Annotated in this window: 14 protein-coding genes; 12 read left to right on the top strand and 2 right to left on the bottom strand. The window is 38.5% G+C overall.

The annotated features are described in order from the left end of the window. From HMPREF1210_RS18330 to glgA, 7 genes are all read left to right on the top strand, one after another. Nucleotides 1-490 (top strand): CAP domain-containing protein (locus HMPREF1210_RS18330; protein ID WP_016427325.1); only part of this gene is annotated, 490 nt, incomplete at its 5' end. Between the two features lie 713 nt (nt 491-1203). After that, nucleotides 1204-1980 (top strand): CAP domain-containing protein, encoded by a 777-nt coding sequence (locus tag HMPREF1210_RS03995; RefSeq protein WP_016427324.1) that lies wholly within the window; start codon nt 1204-1206, stop codon nt 1978-1980. Between the two features lie 581 nt (nt 1981-2561). Beyond that, entirely contained in the window at nt 2562-3584 is a 1023-nt protein-coding gene (locus HMPREF1210_RS03990) for a glycoside hydrolase family 15 protein (protein ID WP_016427323.1), read from the top strand. A 339-nt stretch (nt 3585-3923) separates the two neighbouring features. Further along, nucleotides 3924-5873 carry a 1,4-alpha-glucan branching protein GlgB gene (glgB, locus tag HMPREF1210_RS03985; protein WP_016427322.1) on the top strand — a complete coding sequence of 650 codons (1950 nt, stop codon included), beginning with the start codon at nt 3924-3926 and terminating at the stop codon, nt 5871-5873. Then, the gene (locus HMPREF1210_RS03980) at nt 5863-7020 is read left to right on the top strand and encodes a glucose-1-phosphate adenylyltransferase (RefSeq protein ID WP_016427321.1); all 1158 of its coding nucleotides are present in this window, start codon (nt 5863-5865) and stop codon (nt 7018-7020) included. Before glgB ends, HMPREF1210_RS03980 begins: the two co-directional genes overlap by 11 nt. Before the next feature lie 16 nt (nt 7021-7036). Beyond that, nucleotides 7037-8143 carry a glucose-1-phosphate adenylyltransferase subunit GlgD gene (glgD, locus tag HMPREF1210_RS03975; RefSeq protein WP_016427320.1) on the top strand — a complete coding sequence of 369 codons (1107 nt, stop codon included), beginning with the start codon at nt 7037-7039 and terminating at the stop codon, nt 8141-8143. A 16-nt stretch (nt 8144-8159) separates the two neighbouring features. Next, the gene (gene glgA / locus HMPREF1210_RS03970) at nt 8160-9590 is read left to right on the top strand and encodes a glycogen synthase GlgA (protein WP_016427319.1); all 1431 of its coding nucleotides are present in this window, start codon (nt 8160-8162) and stop codon (nt 9588-9590) included. Nucleotides 9591-10548: 958 nt separating this feature from the next. On the opposite strand, the gene HMPREF1210_RS03965 is transcribed toward glgA, so the two are convergent. Next, nucleotides 10549-11904 carry an MATE family efflux transporter gene (locus HMPREF1210_RS03965; protein ID WP_016427318.1) on the bottom strand — a complete coding sequence of 452 codons (1356 nt, stop codon included), beginning with the start codon at nt 11902-11904 and terminating at the stop codon, nt 10549-10551. A 256-nt stretch (nt 11905-12160) separates the two neighbouring features. Between HMPREF1210_RS03965 and HMPREF1210_RS03960 the strand changes: the two genes are divergently transcribed. After that, entirely contained in the window at nt 12161-13237 is a 1077-nt protein-coding gene (locus HMPREF1210_RS03960) for an undecaprenyldiphospho-muramoylpentapeptide beta-N-acetylglucosaminyltransferase (protein ID WP_016427317.1), read from the top strand. Between the two features lie 144 nt (nt 13238-13381). Here HMPREF1210_RS03960 and HMPREF1210_RS03955 read toward each other — a convergent pair whose 3' ends face one another. Then, nucleotides 13382-13939 carry a GNAT family N-acetyltransferase gene (locus HMPREF1210_RS03955; RefSeq protein ID WP_016427316.1) on the bottom strand — a complete coding sequence of 186 codons (558 nt, stop codon included), beginning with the start codon at nt 13937-13939 and terminating at the stop codon, nt 13382-13384. A gap of 357 nt (nt 13940-14296) precedes the next feature. On the opposite strand from HMPREF1210_RS03955, the gene dapF reads away from it, so the two are divergent. From dapF to HMPREF1210_RS03935, 4 genes are all read left to right on the top strand, one after another. Continuing rightward, a complete protein-coding gene (dapF, locus tag HMPREF1210_RS03950) occupies nt 14297-15283 on the top strand; it encodes a diaminopimelate epimerase (RefSeq protein ID WP_016427315.1) in 987 nt (328 codons plus the stop codon). Between the two features lie 13 nt (nt 15284-15296). Next, nucleotides 15297-17327, top strand: coding sequence for a PAS domain S-box protein (locus HMPREF1210_RS03945; RefSeq protein WP_016427314.1), 2031 nt, complete (start codon nt 15297-15299; stop codon nt 17325-17327). Between the two features lie 63 nt (nt 17328-17390). Further along, nucleotides 17391-18065, top strand: a complete 675-nt coding sequence (locus HMPREF1210_RS03940; RefSeq protein ID WP_036659360.1) for a response regulator transcription factor — start codon at nt 17391-17393, stop codon at nt 18063-18065. Further along, complete coding sequence (locus HMPREF1210_RS03935; RefSeq protein WP_016427312.1) at nt 18062-19468, top strand: HAMP domain-containing histidine kinase; 1407 nt, start codon at nt 18062-18064, stop codon at nt 19466-19468. Before HMPREF1210_RS03940 ends, HMPREF1210_RS03935 begins: the two co-directional genes overlap by 4 nt. Nucleotides 19469-19627: the final 159 nt, after the last annotated feature.

The following is a 19627-nucleotide window of genomic DNA, read 5'->3' as shown; positions in this document are numbered from 1 at the left end:
AAAACCAGCTGTCCCAGCAAAACCAGCTGTCCCAGCAAAACCGGCTGTCCCAGCAAAACCGGCAGTCCCAGCAAAACCAGCTGCCCCAATAACACCACCTTCAACAGGTAATATTTCGTCAATTGAACAACAAGTTCTTACATTGACGAATCAAGAGCGTGCTAAAGGCGGATTAAAACCCCTTGCTACTGATGCTGCTTTGATGGACACTGCTCGTGCAAAATCAGCAGATATGAGCAAGAATAACTATTTCTCTCATACAAGTCCAACAATGGGATCTCCATTCGATCAAATGAAAGCTAAAGGCATTCAATACAAGGCTGCTGCTGAAAATATCGCAATGGGTCAAAGAACGGCTGCTGAAGTCGTTAAAGGATGGATGGAATCACCAGGACATCGCGCAAATATCATGAATGGTTCTTATACTCATATTGGTATTGGATACAATGCAAACGGTAATTACTGGACACAACAATTCATTCAAAAATAATACACAAAGCCATCTCAATTCGTTGAGATGGCTTTTTTTGTGCTATTTACATTTTAAAGGCTCTATTAAACTTTACTGCTTATATCGTACATTTGCGCTAGCATCACATTCCTCATGAGCCAACAAGTTTGAAAATCATATAGTTGTGGATCTCACACTTCCAAAGTGCTTCTCCTGCGGTTACTCGTCGCCTAAAAGGTTGCTCCTGTGGTTACTCGTCGCAAAGAATAGGGTCAAACTACCTTTGACCCTACTCTTTCTTGCGGCATGTAAAGAGCAAATTGGAGAACAAATTGTGCAATGGCAAGTTCCAGGAAGTGTGTGATCGGCCATGAATGAAATGATACAAGCTTTTCAATCATTGTTCCCATATCGTCAAGGAACTAAGTTGATTGAAAATGAATCAATTATCAGAAGAGCTCACTCACCCAAGCACAGTTGTATAATTACATATTACTTTTGATAGAATCGATAGAAGTAGCCTCTTTCCTGTATAAAAAGAGAGGTTAAAGAAGGTTTATGAGGCTGTTTATCAGCCCGTCAATAGCTAATTTAATGAAAGATATGGTAATTATCCTAAGACCACGCAATTTTAATGTCGTGTAAACCACTATGAGAGTACATTTTCATTTCTGATGGAAACGGTGGAAATGAATGGGTATTTTTTTCATAGATTTAGCCGATAGACTAGGTGGCAGAGGAGGGAATAACAAATGAAAAAAATGTTACTAGGTTTAACAATGGGAGCTATGGTGTTCTCATTCAGTCAAGGTACGACCGCAGAAGCTTCATTTTCATCAAATAACCCCACGTGTCAGACTCAGAATACTAATAACTGGTCAGCACGTACTCTAGCAAAACCGGTGGAGTCTTCAAATATAGAAAAACAGTTGTTAGATCAACTTTATACGCAGCTATATGCTGCAGGGTTTAAAACTACTCAAGAAAACCCAGTTGCACAGAAACCAGCTGAAACAGCTAAGCCTGCTGCACAAAAAGCAACACCTGCAGCACCTGCTGCAAAACCGGTGGCTCAAAAGCCAGCAACAAATACACAAACTGCTGAAAAACCGGCAGCTCCGGCAGCTCCTGCAGCACAAGCATCAGGTAATGTTTCTTCAATTGAACAACAAGTTCTTACATTGACGAATCAAGAACGTGCAAAAGAAGGATTGAAACCACTAGCAACTGATGCTGCTTTGATGGACTCTGCTCGTGCAAAATCAGCAGATATGAGCAAGAATAACTATTTCTCACATACAAGTCCAACAATGGGATCCCCATTCGATCAAATGAAAGCTAAAGGCATTCAATACAAGGCTGCTGCTGAAAATATCGCAATGGGTCAAAAAACGGCAGCTGAAGTCGTTAAAGGATGGATGGAATCACCAGGACATCGCGCAAATATCATGAACGGTACTTATACTCATATTGGTATTGGATACGATGCAAACGGTAATTACTGGACACAACAATTCATTCAAAAATAATACAAAAAGCCATCTCAATACGTTGAGATGGCTTTTTTTGTTCTATTTTTTTAGGCTCTAATCTTACTTTCCGATTATCGTACATTTACGCTAGGCGCAAATCCACTCTCTCGTTAATCAATAGAAGCAATCTTTAACAGGGCTTTTCTATAGCTTATGAAACAAGTTTCTTGGAACTTGAAAGGGAATCTGCGACACTCCGGCAGAATCACGGGCAGGCAAGACCCCACAGTGAGGGACGAGCGAGAAGGATTGCCAGTTCGTCCACGGAAAGGGAGCAGATTCTGCTCTTTTTTGAATTGGTCTTCTTTAACGTTCTAGATGTTTATCGTACATTTGCGCATGTCCCAAATTCCGGAGGAGCACGTTAAATTTGAGTCGGTTTATTCGATGAATTTGGTCTGCTTGCTTATCCAATTAACATTCTACTACATAAAATATAAATATTTAAACTTCTTTTGTGGGCTTATTAAATGCATAATGGAAACGCTTTTATATATTGGGTGGAAAAGTTTGTCTAGAATAAACGCAAATGGTGAACAATCACCATAAAGGTAGAATTTAATAGGAGGTTTTAATATATGAAAATCAACAATGCAATTGAGGTTTTAGATCGGATGCGCTTATCGAACGGTGCTTACACTGCCAGTATTTCAAAGGACTACAATTTTGTTTGGATACGTGATGTCGTATATACGGTGTTGCCTTTTTTGCAAAGCCAATCTGAGCGGTATGAAAAAGCATATCATGCATTATTTGATCTATTTAAAACCTATGAATGGAAAATCGACATTCACCGTGAACAAAAACCGGTTTATCTTTTTGAATATATTCACTCACGGTATTCCACAGAATTAAAGGAAATGAGCCAAGAATGGGGGCATGCTCAGAATGATGCAATTGGAGCGTTCTTATGGGGAGTAGGGGTGGGTGTGAGCCACGGACAAAAGGTTATCCGTGATGACAAAGATCTCGCTATTGTCCAGAAACTTGTTGACTATCTAGAGTGTCTTCAATACTGGCAGGCAAAGGATAATGGAATGTGGGAAGAGAATATGGAACTGCATGCTTCAAGTGTAGGTGCATGCGTGGCAGGCCTGCGTGCGGTGAAAATGCTCGTTAATGTTAAGGATGAACTGATTCAAAAAGGTGAGGAGACGCTGCGGTTTCTTTTACCACGGGAAAGTGAAACGAAAGAAACAGACTTATCGCTGCTTTCACTTATCTATCCGTATCGGATAGTTGAAAGGAAAACGGCGCTTAAGATAGTCGAGTTGGTCTCCGAACGCCTTGAGCGGACATATGGCTGTATTCGATATCAGAACGATCAGTATTACAACGAAGGAAGCGAAGCTGAATGGTGCTTCGGACTACCTTGGCTAGGATTGTGCTATTTTGAACTGGGCATGTATGATAAGGCTTATGAATATGTAAATAAAACGGAACGAATCGTACCAAATAATTGGGCAGTTCCTGAATTATATATTGGCGGGAAAAATGTGCCAAATGGCAACACACCACTAGCTTGGTCCGTCTCCCTCTCCTATCTGTTTTTAAACCGTATGATAAGTATGCCTACTTCACAATTGACAGGAAATGATTGAGATTAACATACAGGTTTAAACTTAAAGTTTCTTTTGGAACAGAAATAATATATTTTTTATCCACTTTTGACATCAGTCATTCTCAAAATTTGAAAAAGTATGGTGTGTGGGAACTCAGCTAATAACTAATGTACAGCTACCCGAATATAAGAAGAGTTCACGAAAATAGAATGTTATAAAAAATCCTCCAATCCATGAAGGATTTTTTATTTTGTCTAAAATTCTTAATTATTACAAAAATCTAAACAATTTAAAGGTGTTTTTTGATAGATGGCGAATAATTAAAGAGAAGAAATGGTAAATAAATAGAAATAATCATAGGATGAAAGAGGTGTTGAAATGGAAGGAATTATTGAGTTGAATAACCGGCCATACCCAAGTGATTTTGATGTATATCTTTTCCATGAAGGAACACTGTTTGAAAGCTATAAAATGCTCGGCGCTCATATCATTCATGAGAACGATTTTCAAGGTGTGCGTTTTGCGGTTTGGGCTCCACATGCAAAGCAGGTATCCGTCGTGGGTAATTTTAATAATTGGAATGGTACCCAGAACCGAATGGACCGTTTATCTAATTCTGGAATATGGGTACTATTTATTCCCGAGCTTGCACATGGAGACATTTATAAATATGAGGTTACAGGACCGGATGGGCGGAAGGAATTAAAAGCAGACCCGTATGCCTTTTATTCGGAGCAGCGACCTGCTACAGCATCTATCATCTACAATTTAACTACATTTGAATGGCAAGATCAAAAATGGATGACACAGCGAATAAAGAAAGATATTTACAACAAACCGATGATGATTTACGAAGTTCACTTGGCTTCATGGAAACAAAAAGAAAATGGTGAGTTTTATAGTTATCAAGAACTTGCAGACGAATTAGTCGATTATGCAATTGATAATGGCTTTACACATATTGAGTTGATGCCTGTCATGGAGCATCCGTACGATGGTTCATGGGGTTACCAGATAACTGGATATTATTCAGTAACTAGCAGATACGGTACACCTGAGCAATTAATGTATTTTATAGACAAATGCCATCAGAAGGGCCTTGGTGTAATTCTTGATTGGGTGCCTGCCCATTTTTGCAAAGATGGCCATGGTCTTGGGAGGTTCGACGGAACGCCTCTCTTCGAATCAGCAGATCCCATGCGCGCCGAGAGGCCAATCTGGGGAACGTATAGCTTTGACTATAGCAAGCCCGAAGTCATCAGCTTCCTAATCTCAAACGCAATGTTTTGGATGGATATCTATCATGTTGATGGATTTCGGATTGATGCCGTTTCGTCAATGATTTATCTTAATCATGATAATCCACTTCCTGTAAAATTGAAGAATCAGTATGGTGGCGGAGAAAATCTTGAAGCAATCGAATTCTTGAAAAAGTTAAATGAAACTATTTTCCAGAAGTATCCTGGTGCCCTTATGATGGCAGAGGAAGCTACCGAATGGCCGCTGGTTACGAGTCCCACTAGTACAGGCGGTCTTGGATTCAATTATAAATGGAATATGGGCTGGTCAAATGACTTACTTAAATATATGAAGCTTGATATAAACGAACGACCAAAGCATCATCACCTTTTAACGTTTTCATTTTTCTATGCATTTTCGGAAAATTTTGTCCTTCCATTTTCACATGATGAAATGGTTCATGGAAAAAGGTCATTAGTAAATAAAATGCCAGGCGACTATTGGCAAAAATTCGCAAATTTACGCCTCTTATTTGGCTATTTATTCGCGCATCCAGGAAAAAAACTTTTATTTATGGGTAGTGAATTTGGGCAGTTTGACGAATGGAAATACCGACAAGAAATGGATTGGAAGCTTTTAGATTTTGACGCTCACTCCACTTTTTATCGATACTATAAAGAATTAAATAAATTTTATCAGGAAACCAATTCCCTATGGCGTCTGGATCATGAGCAAGCTGGCTTTCAATGGATTGATGCAGACAATGCAGAACAAAGCGTGATTACTTTTATGAGAAAAGGAAAACGGAAGGGGGATTATTGCATTGTTGTTTGTAATTTTTCAGCCGATGTTTACCATAACTATCAAATTGGGGTTCCGTCCAATGGGAAATATTTTGAAGCATTTAATAGTGATGCCGCATCATTTGGCGGATCGGGACAGCTGAACTCCACCCCGATGCATGCCAGTAAGATCCCGCTTCATAATCAGCCCTGCAGCCTGGAAATAACCGTACCGCCGCTAGGGATTGCTATATTCATGAAAGAAACAAAAACAAGGCAAAGGGGATTCAATACAAATGGCATCTAAAAAATGGGTTGCAATGCTTTTAGCAGGTGGTCAGGGTTCAAGACTCGGGGAATTGACGAGTGACTTAGCTAAACCCGCAGTACCCTTTGGAGGCAAATACCGGATTATCGATTTTACCTTAAGCAACTGTACACATTCAGGTATTGATACAGTCGGCATACTTACCCAATATCGTCCGCATATTTTGAATTCATATATTGGTAACGGCCGCCCGTGGGATCTTGACCGTAATAACGGCGGGGTTTCTATACTTCCACCTTATCAGGGGAAAGACGGTGGTGTATGGTACAAAGGAACTGCAAATGCTGTATATCAAAATTTCCATTTTATTGATCATAATGACCCAGAATATGTACTTGTTATCTCAGGAGATCATATTTACAAGATGGATTATAATAAAATGCTTGAAGATCATATTAATAAGGGTGCACATGCGACCATTGCTGTCATAGAGGTACCTTGGGAAGAAGCAAATCGCTTTGGCATAATGAATACAAACGAAACTGATAAAATTATTGAATTTGATGAAAAACCTAAACATCCAAAAAGTAATTTGGCTTCGATGGGTGTGTATCTCTTTAACTGGAATCATCTCAAAAAGTATTTAACAGAAGACGAACAGGATAGCAGTTCGACTAATGACTTTGGAAAAGACATTATTCCAAAGATGCTGAATGATGAAGCAAATTTACAAGCGTATCGATTTGAAGGCTATTGGAAAGATGTCGGTACGATTGAAAGCCTGTGGGAAGCGCATATGGATTTATTGGAAGAACCATCTGTATTCAAGCTAGGAGACCCGAATTGGCAAATATATGCAGGGAATGCCAACCACCCTCCACAATATATATCTGAGGATGCTGATGTGACACAATCATTAGTCAATGAAGGGTGTTTGGTATTTGGGAAGGTCGATCATTCTGTTCTTTCCTATAATGTCCAAGTTGGAAGCGGCTCTATCGTAAAGGATTCCGTAATAATGCCAAATGTGAAAATCGGGAAAAATGTAATAATCGAAAGGGCTATAATCGGTAGCGGTACAACTATCGAAGATGGAGCAATAGTCTTTGACTCTAAACAAGGGCTTACCTTAATTGGTGAAAATCAGCGGATTTCTTCGGAAAGTGCTTTGCTGCAATCTTTATAATAGGAGGTAGCCTTAAATGAGGAATGTATTAGGTGTAATTAATCTCGTAAATGAAAGGCCTATTTTAAAAGAACTGACCCAGCATCGTTGTCTGGCTTCCGTACCATTTGGAGGACGCTATCGTATGATAGATTTCACAATGTCTAACTTTATGAATGTTAGCGTCAGCAAGGTTGCGATATTCACAAAAGATAAATATCGATCGTTGATGGATCATCTAGGTTCTGGAAAGGAATGGGATCTTGATCACCGTTCACAAGGTTTATTCATTCTTCCTTCAATTCATCCCGATGAAAAAATTAAAGGAGATTTACAGCAGTTCTACGATCATTTAGAATTTTTCCAACGGGCAACTGCAGATACAGTAATTATTGCTCCTGGTCATCATATTTGTAAAATAGACTTTAACGAAGTGATTAAAGAACACGAAAGTAATGAAGCTGATATTACAGTTCTGTATAAGGATTATGATGGGGAGTCAGTGAAAAGACCTCTTTATCATCAATGTTCACTAGATTCAAACGGCGAAGTCCGTGATATAAACCTTTATACGTCACCTAAGAAAGGTGACCATATATGTTTGGAAACATATGTGATTAAAAAGCAATTATTAATAGATTTAATTAAGAATTGTATTGAGTATGATGAATATGATTTTTTGAAAGATATTGTAAAAGCAAATTTGATAAATCTTAAAGTGCAAGGATATGAATTCACTGGTAATATGCCGTTTATTCACTCCTTAGAAACATACCATGCTAGTAGTATGGTATTTCTTAACCCAGAAATTCTTCGTAACTATTTTTATGATTCATGGGAAGTTTTCACTAAAATTAAACATGAAGCACCTGCCGAATATGCAAATTCCTCAAAGGTTTCTAATTCCTTAATTGCCAATGGATGTATTATTGAAGGAACCGTCGAAAATAGTATTATTTTCCGTGGCGTAAAAGTAAGGAAAGGTGCTGTCGTTAAAAACAGTATCATTATGCAAAGAGGTGAGATTGAAGACGGAGCCCATATCGAAAATGTTATTACTGATAAACAAGTAATCATAACAAGGAATCAAATCATTACAGCGAGAAATAAGCCGACGGTAATCAAAAAAGAAGAAGTAGTTTAAACTGGAGGGACCCAGCATGAATGTTTTATTTGCAGCCTCAGAGTGCGTCCCATTTATTAAGACCGGGGGACTTGGTGATGTCATAGGCGCCTTGCCTCTATCTTTACATGAAAAGGGAACCAACGTCAGTGTTATATTACCGAAGTATGGCGATCTTCCGTTACATTTTCAAGAACAAATGCAATGGATCAAAAGCATTGAAGTGCCTTTAGGGTGGAGACGTCAATTTTGTGGTATTGAAAAACTGCATTATCAGGGGATAACAGTATACTTTCTCGATAACGAATATTATTTTAAAAGGCATGGCAGTTATGGCTTTGGGGATGATGGTGAGCGTTTCGCCTTCTTTTCTCGAGCCGTGCTGGAGGCTTTGCCATTCTTAGAGGAACGACCAGATATCATCCATTGCCATGATTGGCAAACAGGCTTGATTCCTGTTCTTTTAAAGGCCCATTATGAAAATAATCCATATTATCAGGAAATCAAAACCGTGTTTACCATTCATAATTTACGTTACCAAGGTGTATATGCTAAATCAGTGCTTTCCGATTTACTGGATTTAAGCGAACTTTATTTTCACATGGATGGCTTAGAGTTTTATGGGGATGTCAGTTACCTTAAAGGAGGACTGGCCTTTGCTGATCGCTTGACTACTGTAAGTTCAACCTATGCATACGAAATACAGTCTCCCTTTTATGGAGAAAGACTTGATGGGTTTTTACGAAAGAGAGGCGCCGATATTCGTGGAATCGTGAACGGAATTGACAATGACTCCTATGATCCTAAACGTGATGAAAATTTATTCCTTCCATTCGACGATTATAAGGGGAAGTCTGTAAATAAAAAGCACCTTCAGGAATCACTCGGGCTTCCTATAAACGCTGATATACCAGTAATTTCTATGGTTACCAGACTAGTTGATCAAAAAGGCATAGATCTGATTCTACATGTCTTCCATGAAATCATCGGTTTGAATGTCCAGATTGTGTTATTAGGTACTGGCGATCAGCAGTATGAAGAGTCATTCAGGTATTTTGAAGAAGTTTATCCCGATAAAGTTTCAGCAAACCTATATTTTGATGAAGCATTGGCACGAAAAATTTATGCCGGTTCCGATCTTTTTCTGATGCCATCCCAATTTGAGCCGTGCGGCATAGGACAGTTGCTCGCACTTCGCTATGGAACCTTGCCGCTCGTCCGAGAAACAGGTGGGCTGAAGGATACCGTTATTCCTTATAATGAAATAACCGAAGAAGGAAATGGATTCAGCTTTGCTAATTATAATGCCCACGAATTGCTATATACGATTGAGCGAGCGGTTGCACTTTTCCGCTTCCAGCCTAACAAATGGAGAAACTTAGTAGGGCACGCAATGGATCTTGATTTTAGCTGGTCATCATCTTCGCAGCAATATCTCAAAATCTATCGGGAACTCCTGAAATCTTAACAATATAGGCTCTGTTAAACGATATGGTAGTTAATCGTACATTTGCGCTAGCCGAAAGTTCCGCATGAGCCAACGAGTATGAAAATCACATACTTGTGGGTCTCATTTTTCGACAACGCCTTCGTGACCAACATCCTATTCGTCCGAGGATGCTTGCCTGTTCGTCCGCGGAAAGGAAGCAGATTCCCTATAATTTTTATAAAAAAATCAACCATAAAACTTAACAGAGCCAAAAAAAAGAACCGTTTTCGAATTGCTGAAAACCGTTCTTTTTGCTTTTGCGCATCCCATAATTAAGGATATTCATACGAAAAAAAGATGACGCAGTCCTAAAGGGACGCGACATCTTAGACTGTAGACAAAAAATAAAAAGAGTGAATGTAAAAGTATACTAATGAAAAAGAGCGTATGCAAGAAAATGTTGATTTCCTTTGCGGCGGACGCGTTTCGCGGGCACGGCTTTAGTCTCCTCGTCACTAGAAAAACCGGTGCTCCTGCATCGCTTCGCTAGCTTCGTCGCAAACAAATAGTGCAAACTACATTTGCACTATTCGTTTCCTGCGGGGCCTTCAGCTCGTGCTGTTCCCGCTGAAAAGATTGGGACCAAAGGCAATTTGGTCCTAATCTTTGCGAGGAGTTACCGCAGGAGCAGTTGTTTTCCGCCGCCTCCACTCCAATCAACAGATTTCGCTTCTGTTTACGTATCTCTTCATATTATTTCATTAGTAAGATGGTCGGCAATTTCTGAAGACTCCTGCGGAAAAACGAAATAAGCTAGACCCCACAGGCTCAGCTGTCATTAACAGCTGAGCCGAGGAGTCTAGCGTTTCGTCCACGGAAAGCGAAAGAAATAGCCGACCATAAATTTTTTCGATAGAGTGCAAAAGATAAGAATGCGAATTTTTATACTTTTATATTGATTAATATTCTCTTGTCAACAAGCTGAGATGACGCAGTCCTAAAGGGACGCGGCATCTTTTTTGCGCTGAATACGGATGAGTCTTAAGGATAAAGTGATGGCACCGGCAGATAAACCAACAATTAAACCAATCCAATATCCAAACGGTCCAAATTCCGTGAACTTCGATAGGAGATAGCCTACTGGCAAACCAATGATCCAATAGGAAATAATGGCCATGATGAATGTAACATTTACATCCTTATAACCTCGTAAAGCTCCTTGCACTGGTGCTTGTATCGCATCGGATAATTGAAATAGTGCTGCAAAAATAAAGAATTGTATGGTTAATTGGATGACCGTTTCGTCTGTAGTATACAATTCGGCAATTTGTTCCTTGAAAAAGAACAAAATACATGCTGAGAGGAAACTGAACATTACTGCAGTACTAACACTTAACCAGCTATAAATTTTTGCATCTTTAAAGCGCTTCGCTCCAACTTCATATCCAACCAGGACAGTAGTACCAATAGAAATGCTTAATGGAACCATATACATTAATGAGGTAAAGTTCAAAGCAATCTGATGGGCGGATATAACTGCCGTACTATACGTACTCATCATCAACGTAACTGCAGAAAAGATACTTGTTTCCGCAAAGATTGACAAACCAATAGGAACACCAATTTTACTGATATCGCGCCATTTTGAATACTGTACACGTTGCCAATTTCTGAAAAGCTCATATTGCTGAAAAGGTTTTTGTTTATGTACCACTCCAACTGCTATAAGAAAAATGAGCCAGTAGGTAATGGCAGAAGCATAACCAGCTCCGGCCCCTCCCAGTTCCGGAAAGCCAAAATTTCCGAAAATCAATAAATAATTAAAAAACACGTTTATAGGTGCAGATAATAAGGTGATAATCATGGAAACTCTTGTTTTTCCAAGCGCGTCCATGTACGAACGCAAAACATTGTAAGCAAATAATGGGATAATGCCGATGCTAATCGCTTTTATAAACGAACTGGCAACTTCTTCTACACGGTTCTCCAATGTCATAGATTGCAAGATCGGTTCTAAAACAAAAAATAAGACAATTAAGGTAAGGACGGACAACCCAAGAGACAGAAATAAACCTTGTTGGACAACCAGTCGGACTTCTTCCTTTTTTTTCGCTCCAACTAGTTGAGCGACAATAGGGGTAATTGCCAATAATATACCTGCCAGTCCGGTATAAACAGGTATCCATAATGAGGAGCCTACCGCAACTCCAGCCAAGTCCTCACTCCCATACCTGCTTGACATTAAAATATCAAAAAAAGTAATTAAGTATAATGCCACTTGAGTCACTAAAATCGGAAAAATAATTTTAAGCATCCGTGACCATTTTTCTTTTAGATTTGAAGTTTCATACATATGTGATCACCTTGAATTTCTACAAATTTTCCCCAGTATATCATATTTTTCTAAGGGTTCGTGGATATGGAAATAGTCGTATTATTCACTTTTACAATATGTGAATGGATTCCATCGTTTTGAAGATAACGTTCATGTTAAAGCTTTAAATGGTGTATATTATGTAAAGGGTAGATTATAAGAGCAGCTTGATTTTGCCAAATTGCCTCATGATTTTTATAACGATCGAGTGGCTTATTAGATAGGAGCTTTACACATGAAGAAAAAAACCATTGTATTAACAGGAGGGGGAACTGCTGGTCATGTTTCATTGAACCAGGCAATTATCCCGACATTAGAAGAGCAATCATTTGAAATACATTACATCGGTTCCAAAGATGGCATTGAATTGGAATTGATTCGCGATGCTTTTCCTCATATTACGTATCATGCCATTTCAAGTGGCAAATTAAGACGTTATGCCTCCGTCAAAAACTTCACGGATCCACTAAGAGTCATGAAAGGATTACTGGAAGCTTTATTCATATTAAAAAAAGTAAAACCTTCCGTAATTTTCTCAAAAGGTGGATTTGTATCCGTTCCTGTCGTAATGGCAGGTAAAATAGCTAACATTCCAGTTGTAATTCACGAATCTGACGTAACTCCAGGACTGGCAAATAAAATCGCGATGCCATTTGCCCATCATATTTTTACAGTCTTCCAGGAAACGTTAAAGCACTTACCATCAGAAAAGTCCAGTTGTTCTGGCTCCATTATTCGCTCGGAATTGTTTGAAGGGAGAAAAGAAACGGGAATGCGTCTGTGTGGTTTTGAAGGTTTTAAACCCGTTCTACTCATTATGGGTGGCAGTCAAGGCTCAGCAGTAGTGAATGATGCCATTCGAAGTAATCTTCCTAAGTTGCTTGAAAAATATGATGTCATTCACTTGTGTGGAAAAGGCAAATTGGATGAATCATTAAACAACATAAGAGGGTATAAACAATATGAATATGTGACACACGAATTGCCTGATTTGTTGCATGCCGCTAATATAATTATCTCCCGAGCAGGGTCAAATTCCATTTTTGAATTTTTAGCCTTGCGCAAACCGATGTTGTTAATCCCATTAACAAAACTACAAAGTCGTGGAGATCAACTTTTAAATGCCCAGATATTTAAGAAACATGGGTGGGCATCTGTAATTGAAGAAGAAGAAGTAACCCCAGCATCATTTATGGCTGCGTTGGAAGATGTTAAAGAACGCACAGAACATATCCAACAAGTAATGGAAAGTTCAGAATTTCCAAAAACGCCGAATGAAATGGTCAGTCTTATTACTTCATACGCAAAATAAAATACCGTCCACACACCATAAACGTGTGTGGACGGTATTTTTTTATTTAATAAAGCAAAGGCATTAACAGATATATTCATTTTTTAGAGGAATTCTATGTCTGCTTCCAGCGCCAGGCTAGAGAGACGCTTTCCGCTTTTGTTCTTACATCGCTTGTTCTTCTTCTTCTTCTCCAGTGAACCTAGAAGCAGCCGTTGCCATGTAGAATAAATCTTTAGGGATTTGATATAACTCATATTGATGTGCACCTGCATTGATTTCTTCCAATAAAGCAGGGTGACTTTCTTTTGCATTCATCGTGTAAGGCAATTTTTCAGCAGCACGAATGGATTTTTCGTTATGCTTTTTAATCCGTAGGAATACTGTATTGATATTATGCTGATAAAACAGCTCTTCCAAAAATAAGTTTTTTGCTTTTTGATTAAAACCTTTTCCTTGGAAAGGGTGACCAATCCATGTCCCAAGAAAACCTGCATGATCTTGAATGTCATATAAATTAATGGTCCCAATTGGCATTCCGTAATCGTCAGTAATTGTGCGTGAAATTACTTCTCCACGCTCTTCTTCTTCCATTATCTGTTTCGTCATGAACATAAATTCATCAGCAGAAGTCGCTTTGTGACGAACAAAAGGGAAGACAGATGGGTGTGATAAATACTCGAATAAAGTAGTGCATTCGTGTAATTCTCGTCGTTTAATCATAATTAACGCCTCCGTACCAGGGTAGATCAAGACAGATGTCTGGTTCTAACCCCTCGAAATTTTTCATTTTGTGTTGCATAAAAAATTTCGGGGTGGGAATCGAACCCACTAGAACCAGTCATATTTGCTGGTGGCGCACCATTTGCCTTCCCTCACGATTTATGGTGAATAAAATCGCTTTATGAAATTGTTTGTTTGCATTCTTACTATACTAATTTTTTTTCAAAATGCAAAGAAAAAAATACGTTAAAAATGTGTAAGTTTTGTTACAAGATTATGCCTTTAATTTGAACGAATAGTTGTAACCGTTTTCGTTTAGATTTATGATGAAAAGATAGAGTATCTGGAGGGATTATCATGACCTTAATATTTCATAAAGTCCACGGTTCAGGCAATACGTTCTATTTACATGAAGAAGTAGAAAACACAACATACAATTGGCCCTTAACTGCACAGAAGATGTGCGATCCTTCAAAAGAAAATGGAGCGGACGGTTTATTGATTATTTCGCCATCGACCCGTGTGGATGCGAGAATGCGCGTCTATAATGCGGATGGTTCAGAAGCATCCATGTGTGGCAATGGATTAAGATGTGTGGCGAGATTTGTATTAAACAAGACTGGTAAACAGACTGCAACAATAGAAACAATGAAAGCAGACTTGACTGTACGAAAAGTAGATTCTATTTTCAACAGTATAGATACATATTCAGTAGAAATTTCACCGGTATCATTTGAGCTGTCTTCACTACCAATGATCTATAAAAATAGCCATCAAATCATCAATGAGATAATGCCCGAGTTTTCTTCCGATATTCACTTTACCGCAGTGTCGGTTCCGAATCCTCACTTAATAGGTATAGTTCCTATTCAGTATATTGAAGATACCCATTTTCAAGAACAACTTGCTGCATCATTTAATAGAGAAAATATCTTTTTCCCTGATGGTGTAAATGTAAGCTTTGTTCACCCAGTAGATGATACTAGTATTTTTGTGCGGACTTATGAACGTGGTGTAGGATTTACAAATGCTTGTGGAACAGCCATGACAGCTTCTGCTTTAGTAGCTGCCACAATTAAACTCGTTCCTCGTGGGGAAACGACGGTCTATAATCCAGGAGGATTTGTTAAGTGTGCGATTGAACAAAGCGATACTTCTTCGCAGCTTTCACTGATAGGAAATGCTACGTTTTTTGCTACCTATACTGGAATACTATCTGAAGATGGGGAGTTCAACTGGAACTCCAAGATCCTTCATGATGATGAAATAGAGGAATATAAAGAATTAGAACAACTGGCAAAACAAAAAGTAAAAGATGGATGGTCTAGCGAATCGGACATGTAGGAGATGAAATGTAATGGAATATTTTTTCACTCAAGCACAGTTTGATTTATTATATGGCGATTCTACAGATTTAGTGTTCTTTTTAATTCAAAAGGAACACTCGTTTGAATACTTATTTGTCAATCATAGTGCTAGACTCATTTTCAAAGAAAACCCAATTCAATCAAAATTGCACGAAATGGTGTCCGCTTCCCATTGTGAATCAATTCAGACGCACTACATGCAAGCGATTAATGAAAATAAAGTCATAGCTTATCAAGATTTCTTTTTGTTTTCAGATTTAGAGTTGGTTAATGAGACAATTGTAAAGCCAATAATCACAGATTCAGGTACATATATACTGGCGATTACAAAGGAAGTATCGTTTCAGAAAGAAATTGAAGAAAAATATTTATTTATGCAATCACTCCTGAATATGAATGTAGATCCGACCATTGTCGTAACGAATGAAGGCAAGATTTTCGATATGAACCCTAAATTCGAAGAAGTGTTTGGCTATCGACTCAAGGAATGGCGAGGTAAACATTTCCTTAACTTGCCTTTCGTTCCTATCAAAGAACGCAGTTCAGTGGAACATCACTTTTATTCCAATTTACGTGGCGAAGGAAAATCTTCAGTACTTGTAAAACGAATGAAATCGACAGGAGACAAAGGGACATTTTTAGTTAGTTACTCTCCGATTATGAAAAACGGAGAAAATGTAGCGATGTATATTTTGCTTCAGGAAGTTACAGACGAAGTGGTCTTAAAAGAAAGCCTGCGTAATACTAGACATGTTTTGGAGAGCTATAAACGTGCCATCAGTAAGGCAGCCATGGTATTAATGACCAATCGAAAGGGTTACATTGAATATGTTAATGAATTGTTCGAAGATATTTCAGGTAATGCGAGAAAAGACATCAAAGGTAAACATATCACGGTTTTACAGGTAGATCAGTACAATGACTTCCAATTGAAACGCATGTGGCGAGATGTTTTTAAAGATAAAATTTGGCGCGGCGAACTTCGGCACCGAGCAGTAGATGGTACGTTTTACTGGGGAGATACAACGGTTATTCCGCTATATAATAAACAGCAAAACATTGAAAATGTATTAATCATTCAATTTGATATTACTGAAAAAAAGAATGTGATGATTGAACTTCAATCAATTGAAAAAACGTTTAATCTGATTACTGAAAATACAAATGACTTAATCGCGATTACGGATGAAAATGGCTACATTTTATATACTTCGCCTTCTCACTGTCGTATTTTGGGTTTTTCCAAAGAAGACATGGCAAACAAGAAGTTCAGTGATATGTTGCCGTGCCCATTTCAAGATACTTGGGATGATGACATTACAAAACGAGTAAATGAGGATGATGAAATTCGTCTGGAATTGCAGTTCGTCCGAAAAGACGAATCTAAACTTTGGACTGAAACCTCGATCGTTGCGGTGAAAAATCGTGAACATCAAGATAAACTACAACACGTCATAGTATCCAGAGATATTACGGAACGTAAAAATCTTGAAGACCATCTAACGTTTATGGCCTATCATGATAGCCTTACGCAATTACCCAATCGTAGTTTTTTAATGAAAGCATTTCCTAAATTAGTCCATAGTGCTGAATGTAAGAAAACTTCGATTGCCGTCCTTTATTTGGATGGAGATGATTTCAAATCGATTAATGACTCTTACGGGCATGATGTTGGTGATGAATTCATTCGGAAGTTTGGAGAAGCTTTATTAAAGAATGTACGTCAACAGGACATGGTTGCACGAATTGGTGGTGATGAGTTCGTTATTGTATTAACAGATTTGTGTATGGACATGGATAAACGATTAGAACAAACCAATCAAATCATACATAACATCAGGTCGTCCTTAAAAAAAGGATGGTTTATAAAACAACAGGCATTTCATCCTACAACTTCAATCGGTATTGTCTACTTCCCTGAAAATGGAAACACTATTGATGAATTGTTGAAAAAAGCGGATAAAGCTTTATACGAGGTGAAAGGCATGGGGAAAAATCAATACCTTTATTTTTCAGAATAAATCTTAGAGAACCGGTCCGATAATTGGAGCGGTTCTTTTGAAAATATGGAAGAGGGTAAGATGATGAACAGCCGCGTCCTACTAGTTGAAGATGAAAAAAACATTGCTCGGTTTATCGAGCTCGAGTTGCGACATGAGAATTTTGATGTTGTCCATGTTATATCTGGAAGAGAAGGTTTGGAGGCAGCCAAAACTCATGATTTTGACGTTGTCCTGCTGGATGTAATGCTACCGGAACTGAACGGAATTGAAGTGTGCCGGCGCATCCGTTCATTTTCTCAAATACCTATATTGTTAATTACAGCTCGGGATGCTGTAATTGACCGTGTAGCTGGGCTAGATGCGGGTGCGGATGATTATATTGTTAAACCGTTTGCGATTGAAGAATTACTAGCTCGAATACGCTCGGTTTTAAGAAGAGCCAGCACGTTAAATCATGAGACCGCGCGCCTGCAAATAAAAGATATTATAGTCGACACGGATGCCCATACTGTAAAAGTCGCCGAACAAAATATTGAACTGACCAAAACTGAATATGATTTATTGGTGTATTTGATGCAACAAAAAAATCGTGTGGTAACAAGAGATTTGATTCTAGAAAATGTATGGGGATATTTAGCCGATATCGAAACGAATGTTGTGGATGTTTATATTCGTCATTTACGCTCAAAGTTACCCCAGCATGCAACCAGCTATATCGAAACGGTCAGAGGGGTCGGATATGTGATGCGTGAATGAATGAGTGGAAAAAGTTGAATCAGAAAATCGCTTCTCAATCGTTGAAGAAAAAATGGGCAATCAGTTCTGCAGCCGTAATCTTTTTAAGTTTCGCTACTATGAGCATAATCTTATATGTGGCATTAAAAGGTTGGTTGTATCAACAAGAAGAACAAGAAGTGAATCGAACGATGCAGGATTTAACGGCATTTTTTGAATCTCAAGGTCCTTTTTTGACCGTTCAGGACATTCAGTCCAATACAGGGTTAATGAAATCAATTGTCGATAAAGACCAGACCGTGAGATTGTTGAATGCTGATGGAATTGAAGTGCTTCAAATCAATAACACTTCTACTTTCAAAGCATTTAAAGATATCGATGTTCCTGAAGAAGGTTATGCTCTCAATGATTATGATAATTCATCCATTTCTGCAATCGGGAACGTTAGACTCGGCCGATTTAAAGGGTATATACAACTCGAGCACCCGTTAAAGTCATTTCAATCCACTAAGACGTACATTTTGACAGCGATGCTGTTATTCAGTGTATGCGCTTTGCTGTTGTCTGGGTGGATCGGGTACATTCTGGCTTCTTACTTATTAAAGCCACTCAAGGATTTGAAAATGACTATGGATGACGTAGTTGCTCATGGTTTTGAAAAAGAATTAACGATTTCCTACGACGCAAAAGATGAAATTGGCGAGTTAATCATTGTATATGAAAGCATGATGGCCAAATTGAAGTATTCATTTGAACAGCAGCAGCAGTTCATGGCAGATGCTTCTCATGAATTACGCACTCCCATACAAGTAGTGGAAGGGCATTTATCCTTATTGAACCGGTGGGGAAAAGATGACCCGGAAATTTTGGAAGAGTCACTAGGAATATCTTTACGAGAAGTACATCAAATGAAAACGTTGGTTGATGAAATGTTGGAACTTGCGCGTGGGGAACAAATGAAAGCTCAACCACCAACAAATATTCTCGAGCAAACCGAAGAAGTGATAGAAGAACTAGTTCAAGTTTATCCAACGGCATACATTGAACATAAAATTCCCATAGATCGGTCATTGCATGTACTCATTTCCTCAAATGCTTACCAACAAATTATGCGAAACCTGTTAATCAATGCAATCCGGTATAGTACAGAGCCTGCTCGAGTTCATATCTCATATGAACGCAAGACAAAATATATTATTGTCCATGTACAAGATCAGGGGATTGGTATAGATCCACAGCATGAGACAAAAATATTCGACCGATTTTATCGGGTCGATATGGCCCGTTCCCGCGATTTAGGCGGAAGCGGTTTAGGATTAAGTATTGTAAAGATGCTTGTGGAAAATGCGAGAGGATCTATAACCGTAAAAAGCGAACTAGGAAAAGGCTCAACTTTTTCACTCGTTCTTCCTCTAATAGAATGATGAATCCTTGTCTAAATGACGGGTTATTTCGACTTAACGAAAAAGTTTGCTTAATTTACTAAAAAGCATTGTATTTTCCTATGAGAGTAGTAAGATTGAAATGGAAAAAATGTTCTGCCATTTGCATTGCGTTCGATTCCTTTGATATCAAGAACTAAC

It is taken from the genome of Paenisporosarcina sp. HGH0030, from assembly GCF_000411295.1.
Classification (GTDB): Bacteria; Bacillota; Bacilli; order Bacillales_A; family Planococcaceae; genus Paenisporosarcina.
The sequence above is the reverse complement of the archived record's forward strand: the minus strand, read 5'-3'. Positions and strand labels throughout refer to the sequence as shown.

Coding starts and splice junctions, on each gene's coding strand:
- HMPREF1210_RS03960 (WP_016427317.1), top strand. CDS start 12,161: ATGAAGAAAAAAACCATTGTATTAACAGGAGGGGGAACTGCTGGTCAT.
- HMPREF1210_RS03965 (WP_016427318.1), bottom strand. CDS start 11,904: ATGTATGAAACTTCAAATCTAAAAGAAAAATGGTCACGGATGCTTAAA.
- HMPREF1210_RS03990 (WP_016427323.1), top strand. CDS start 2,562: ATGAAAATCAACAATGCAATTGAGGTTTTAGATCGGATGCGCTTATCG.
- HMPREF1210_RS03995 (WP_016427324.1), top strand. CDS start 1,204: ATGAAAAAAATGTTACTAGGTTTAACAATGGGAGCTATGGTGTTCTCA.
- dapF (WP_016427315.1), top strand. CDS start 14,297: ATGACCTTAATATTTCATAAAGTCCACGGTTCAGGCAATACGTTCTAT.
- glgA (WP_016427319.1), top strand. CDS start 8,160: ATGAATGTTTTATTTGCAGCCTCAGAGTGCGTCCCATTTATTAAGACC.
- HMPREF1210_RS03935 (WP_016427312.1), top strand. CDS start 18,062: ATGAATGAGTGGAAAAAGTTGAATCAGAAAATCGCTTCTCAATCGTTG.
- HMPREF1210_RS03945 (WP_016427314.1), top strand. CDS start 15,297: ATGGAATATTTTTTCACTCAAGCACAGTTTGATTTATTATATGGCGAT.
- glgD (WP_016427320.1), top strand. CDS start 7,037: ATGAGGAATGTATTAGGTGTAATTAATCTCGTAAATGAAAGGCCTATT.
- HMPREF1210_RS03955 (WP_016427316.1), bottom strand. CDS start 13,939: ATGATTAAACGACGAGAATTACACGAATGCACTACTTTATTCGAGTAT.
- HMPREF1210_RS03940 (WP_036659360.1), top strand. CDS start 17,391: ATGAACAGCCGCGTCCTACTAGTTGAAGATGAAAAAAACATTGCTCGG.
- glgB (WP_016427322.1), top strand. CDS start 3,924: ATGGAAGGAATTATTGAGTTGAATAACCGGCCATACCCAAGTGATTTT.
- HMPREF1210_RS03980 (WP_016427321.1), top strand. CDS start 5,863: ATGGCATCTAAAAAATGGGTTGCAATGCTTTTAGCAGGTGGTCAGGGT.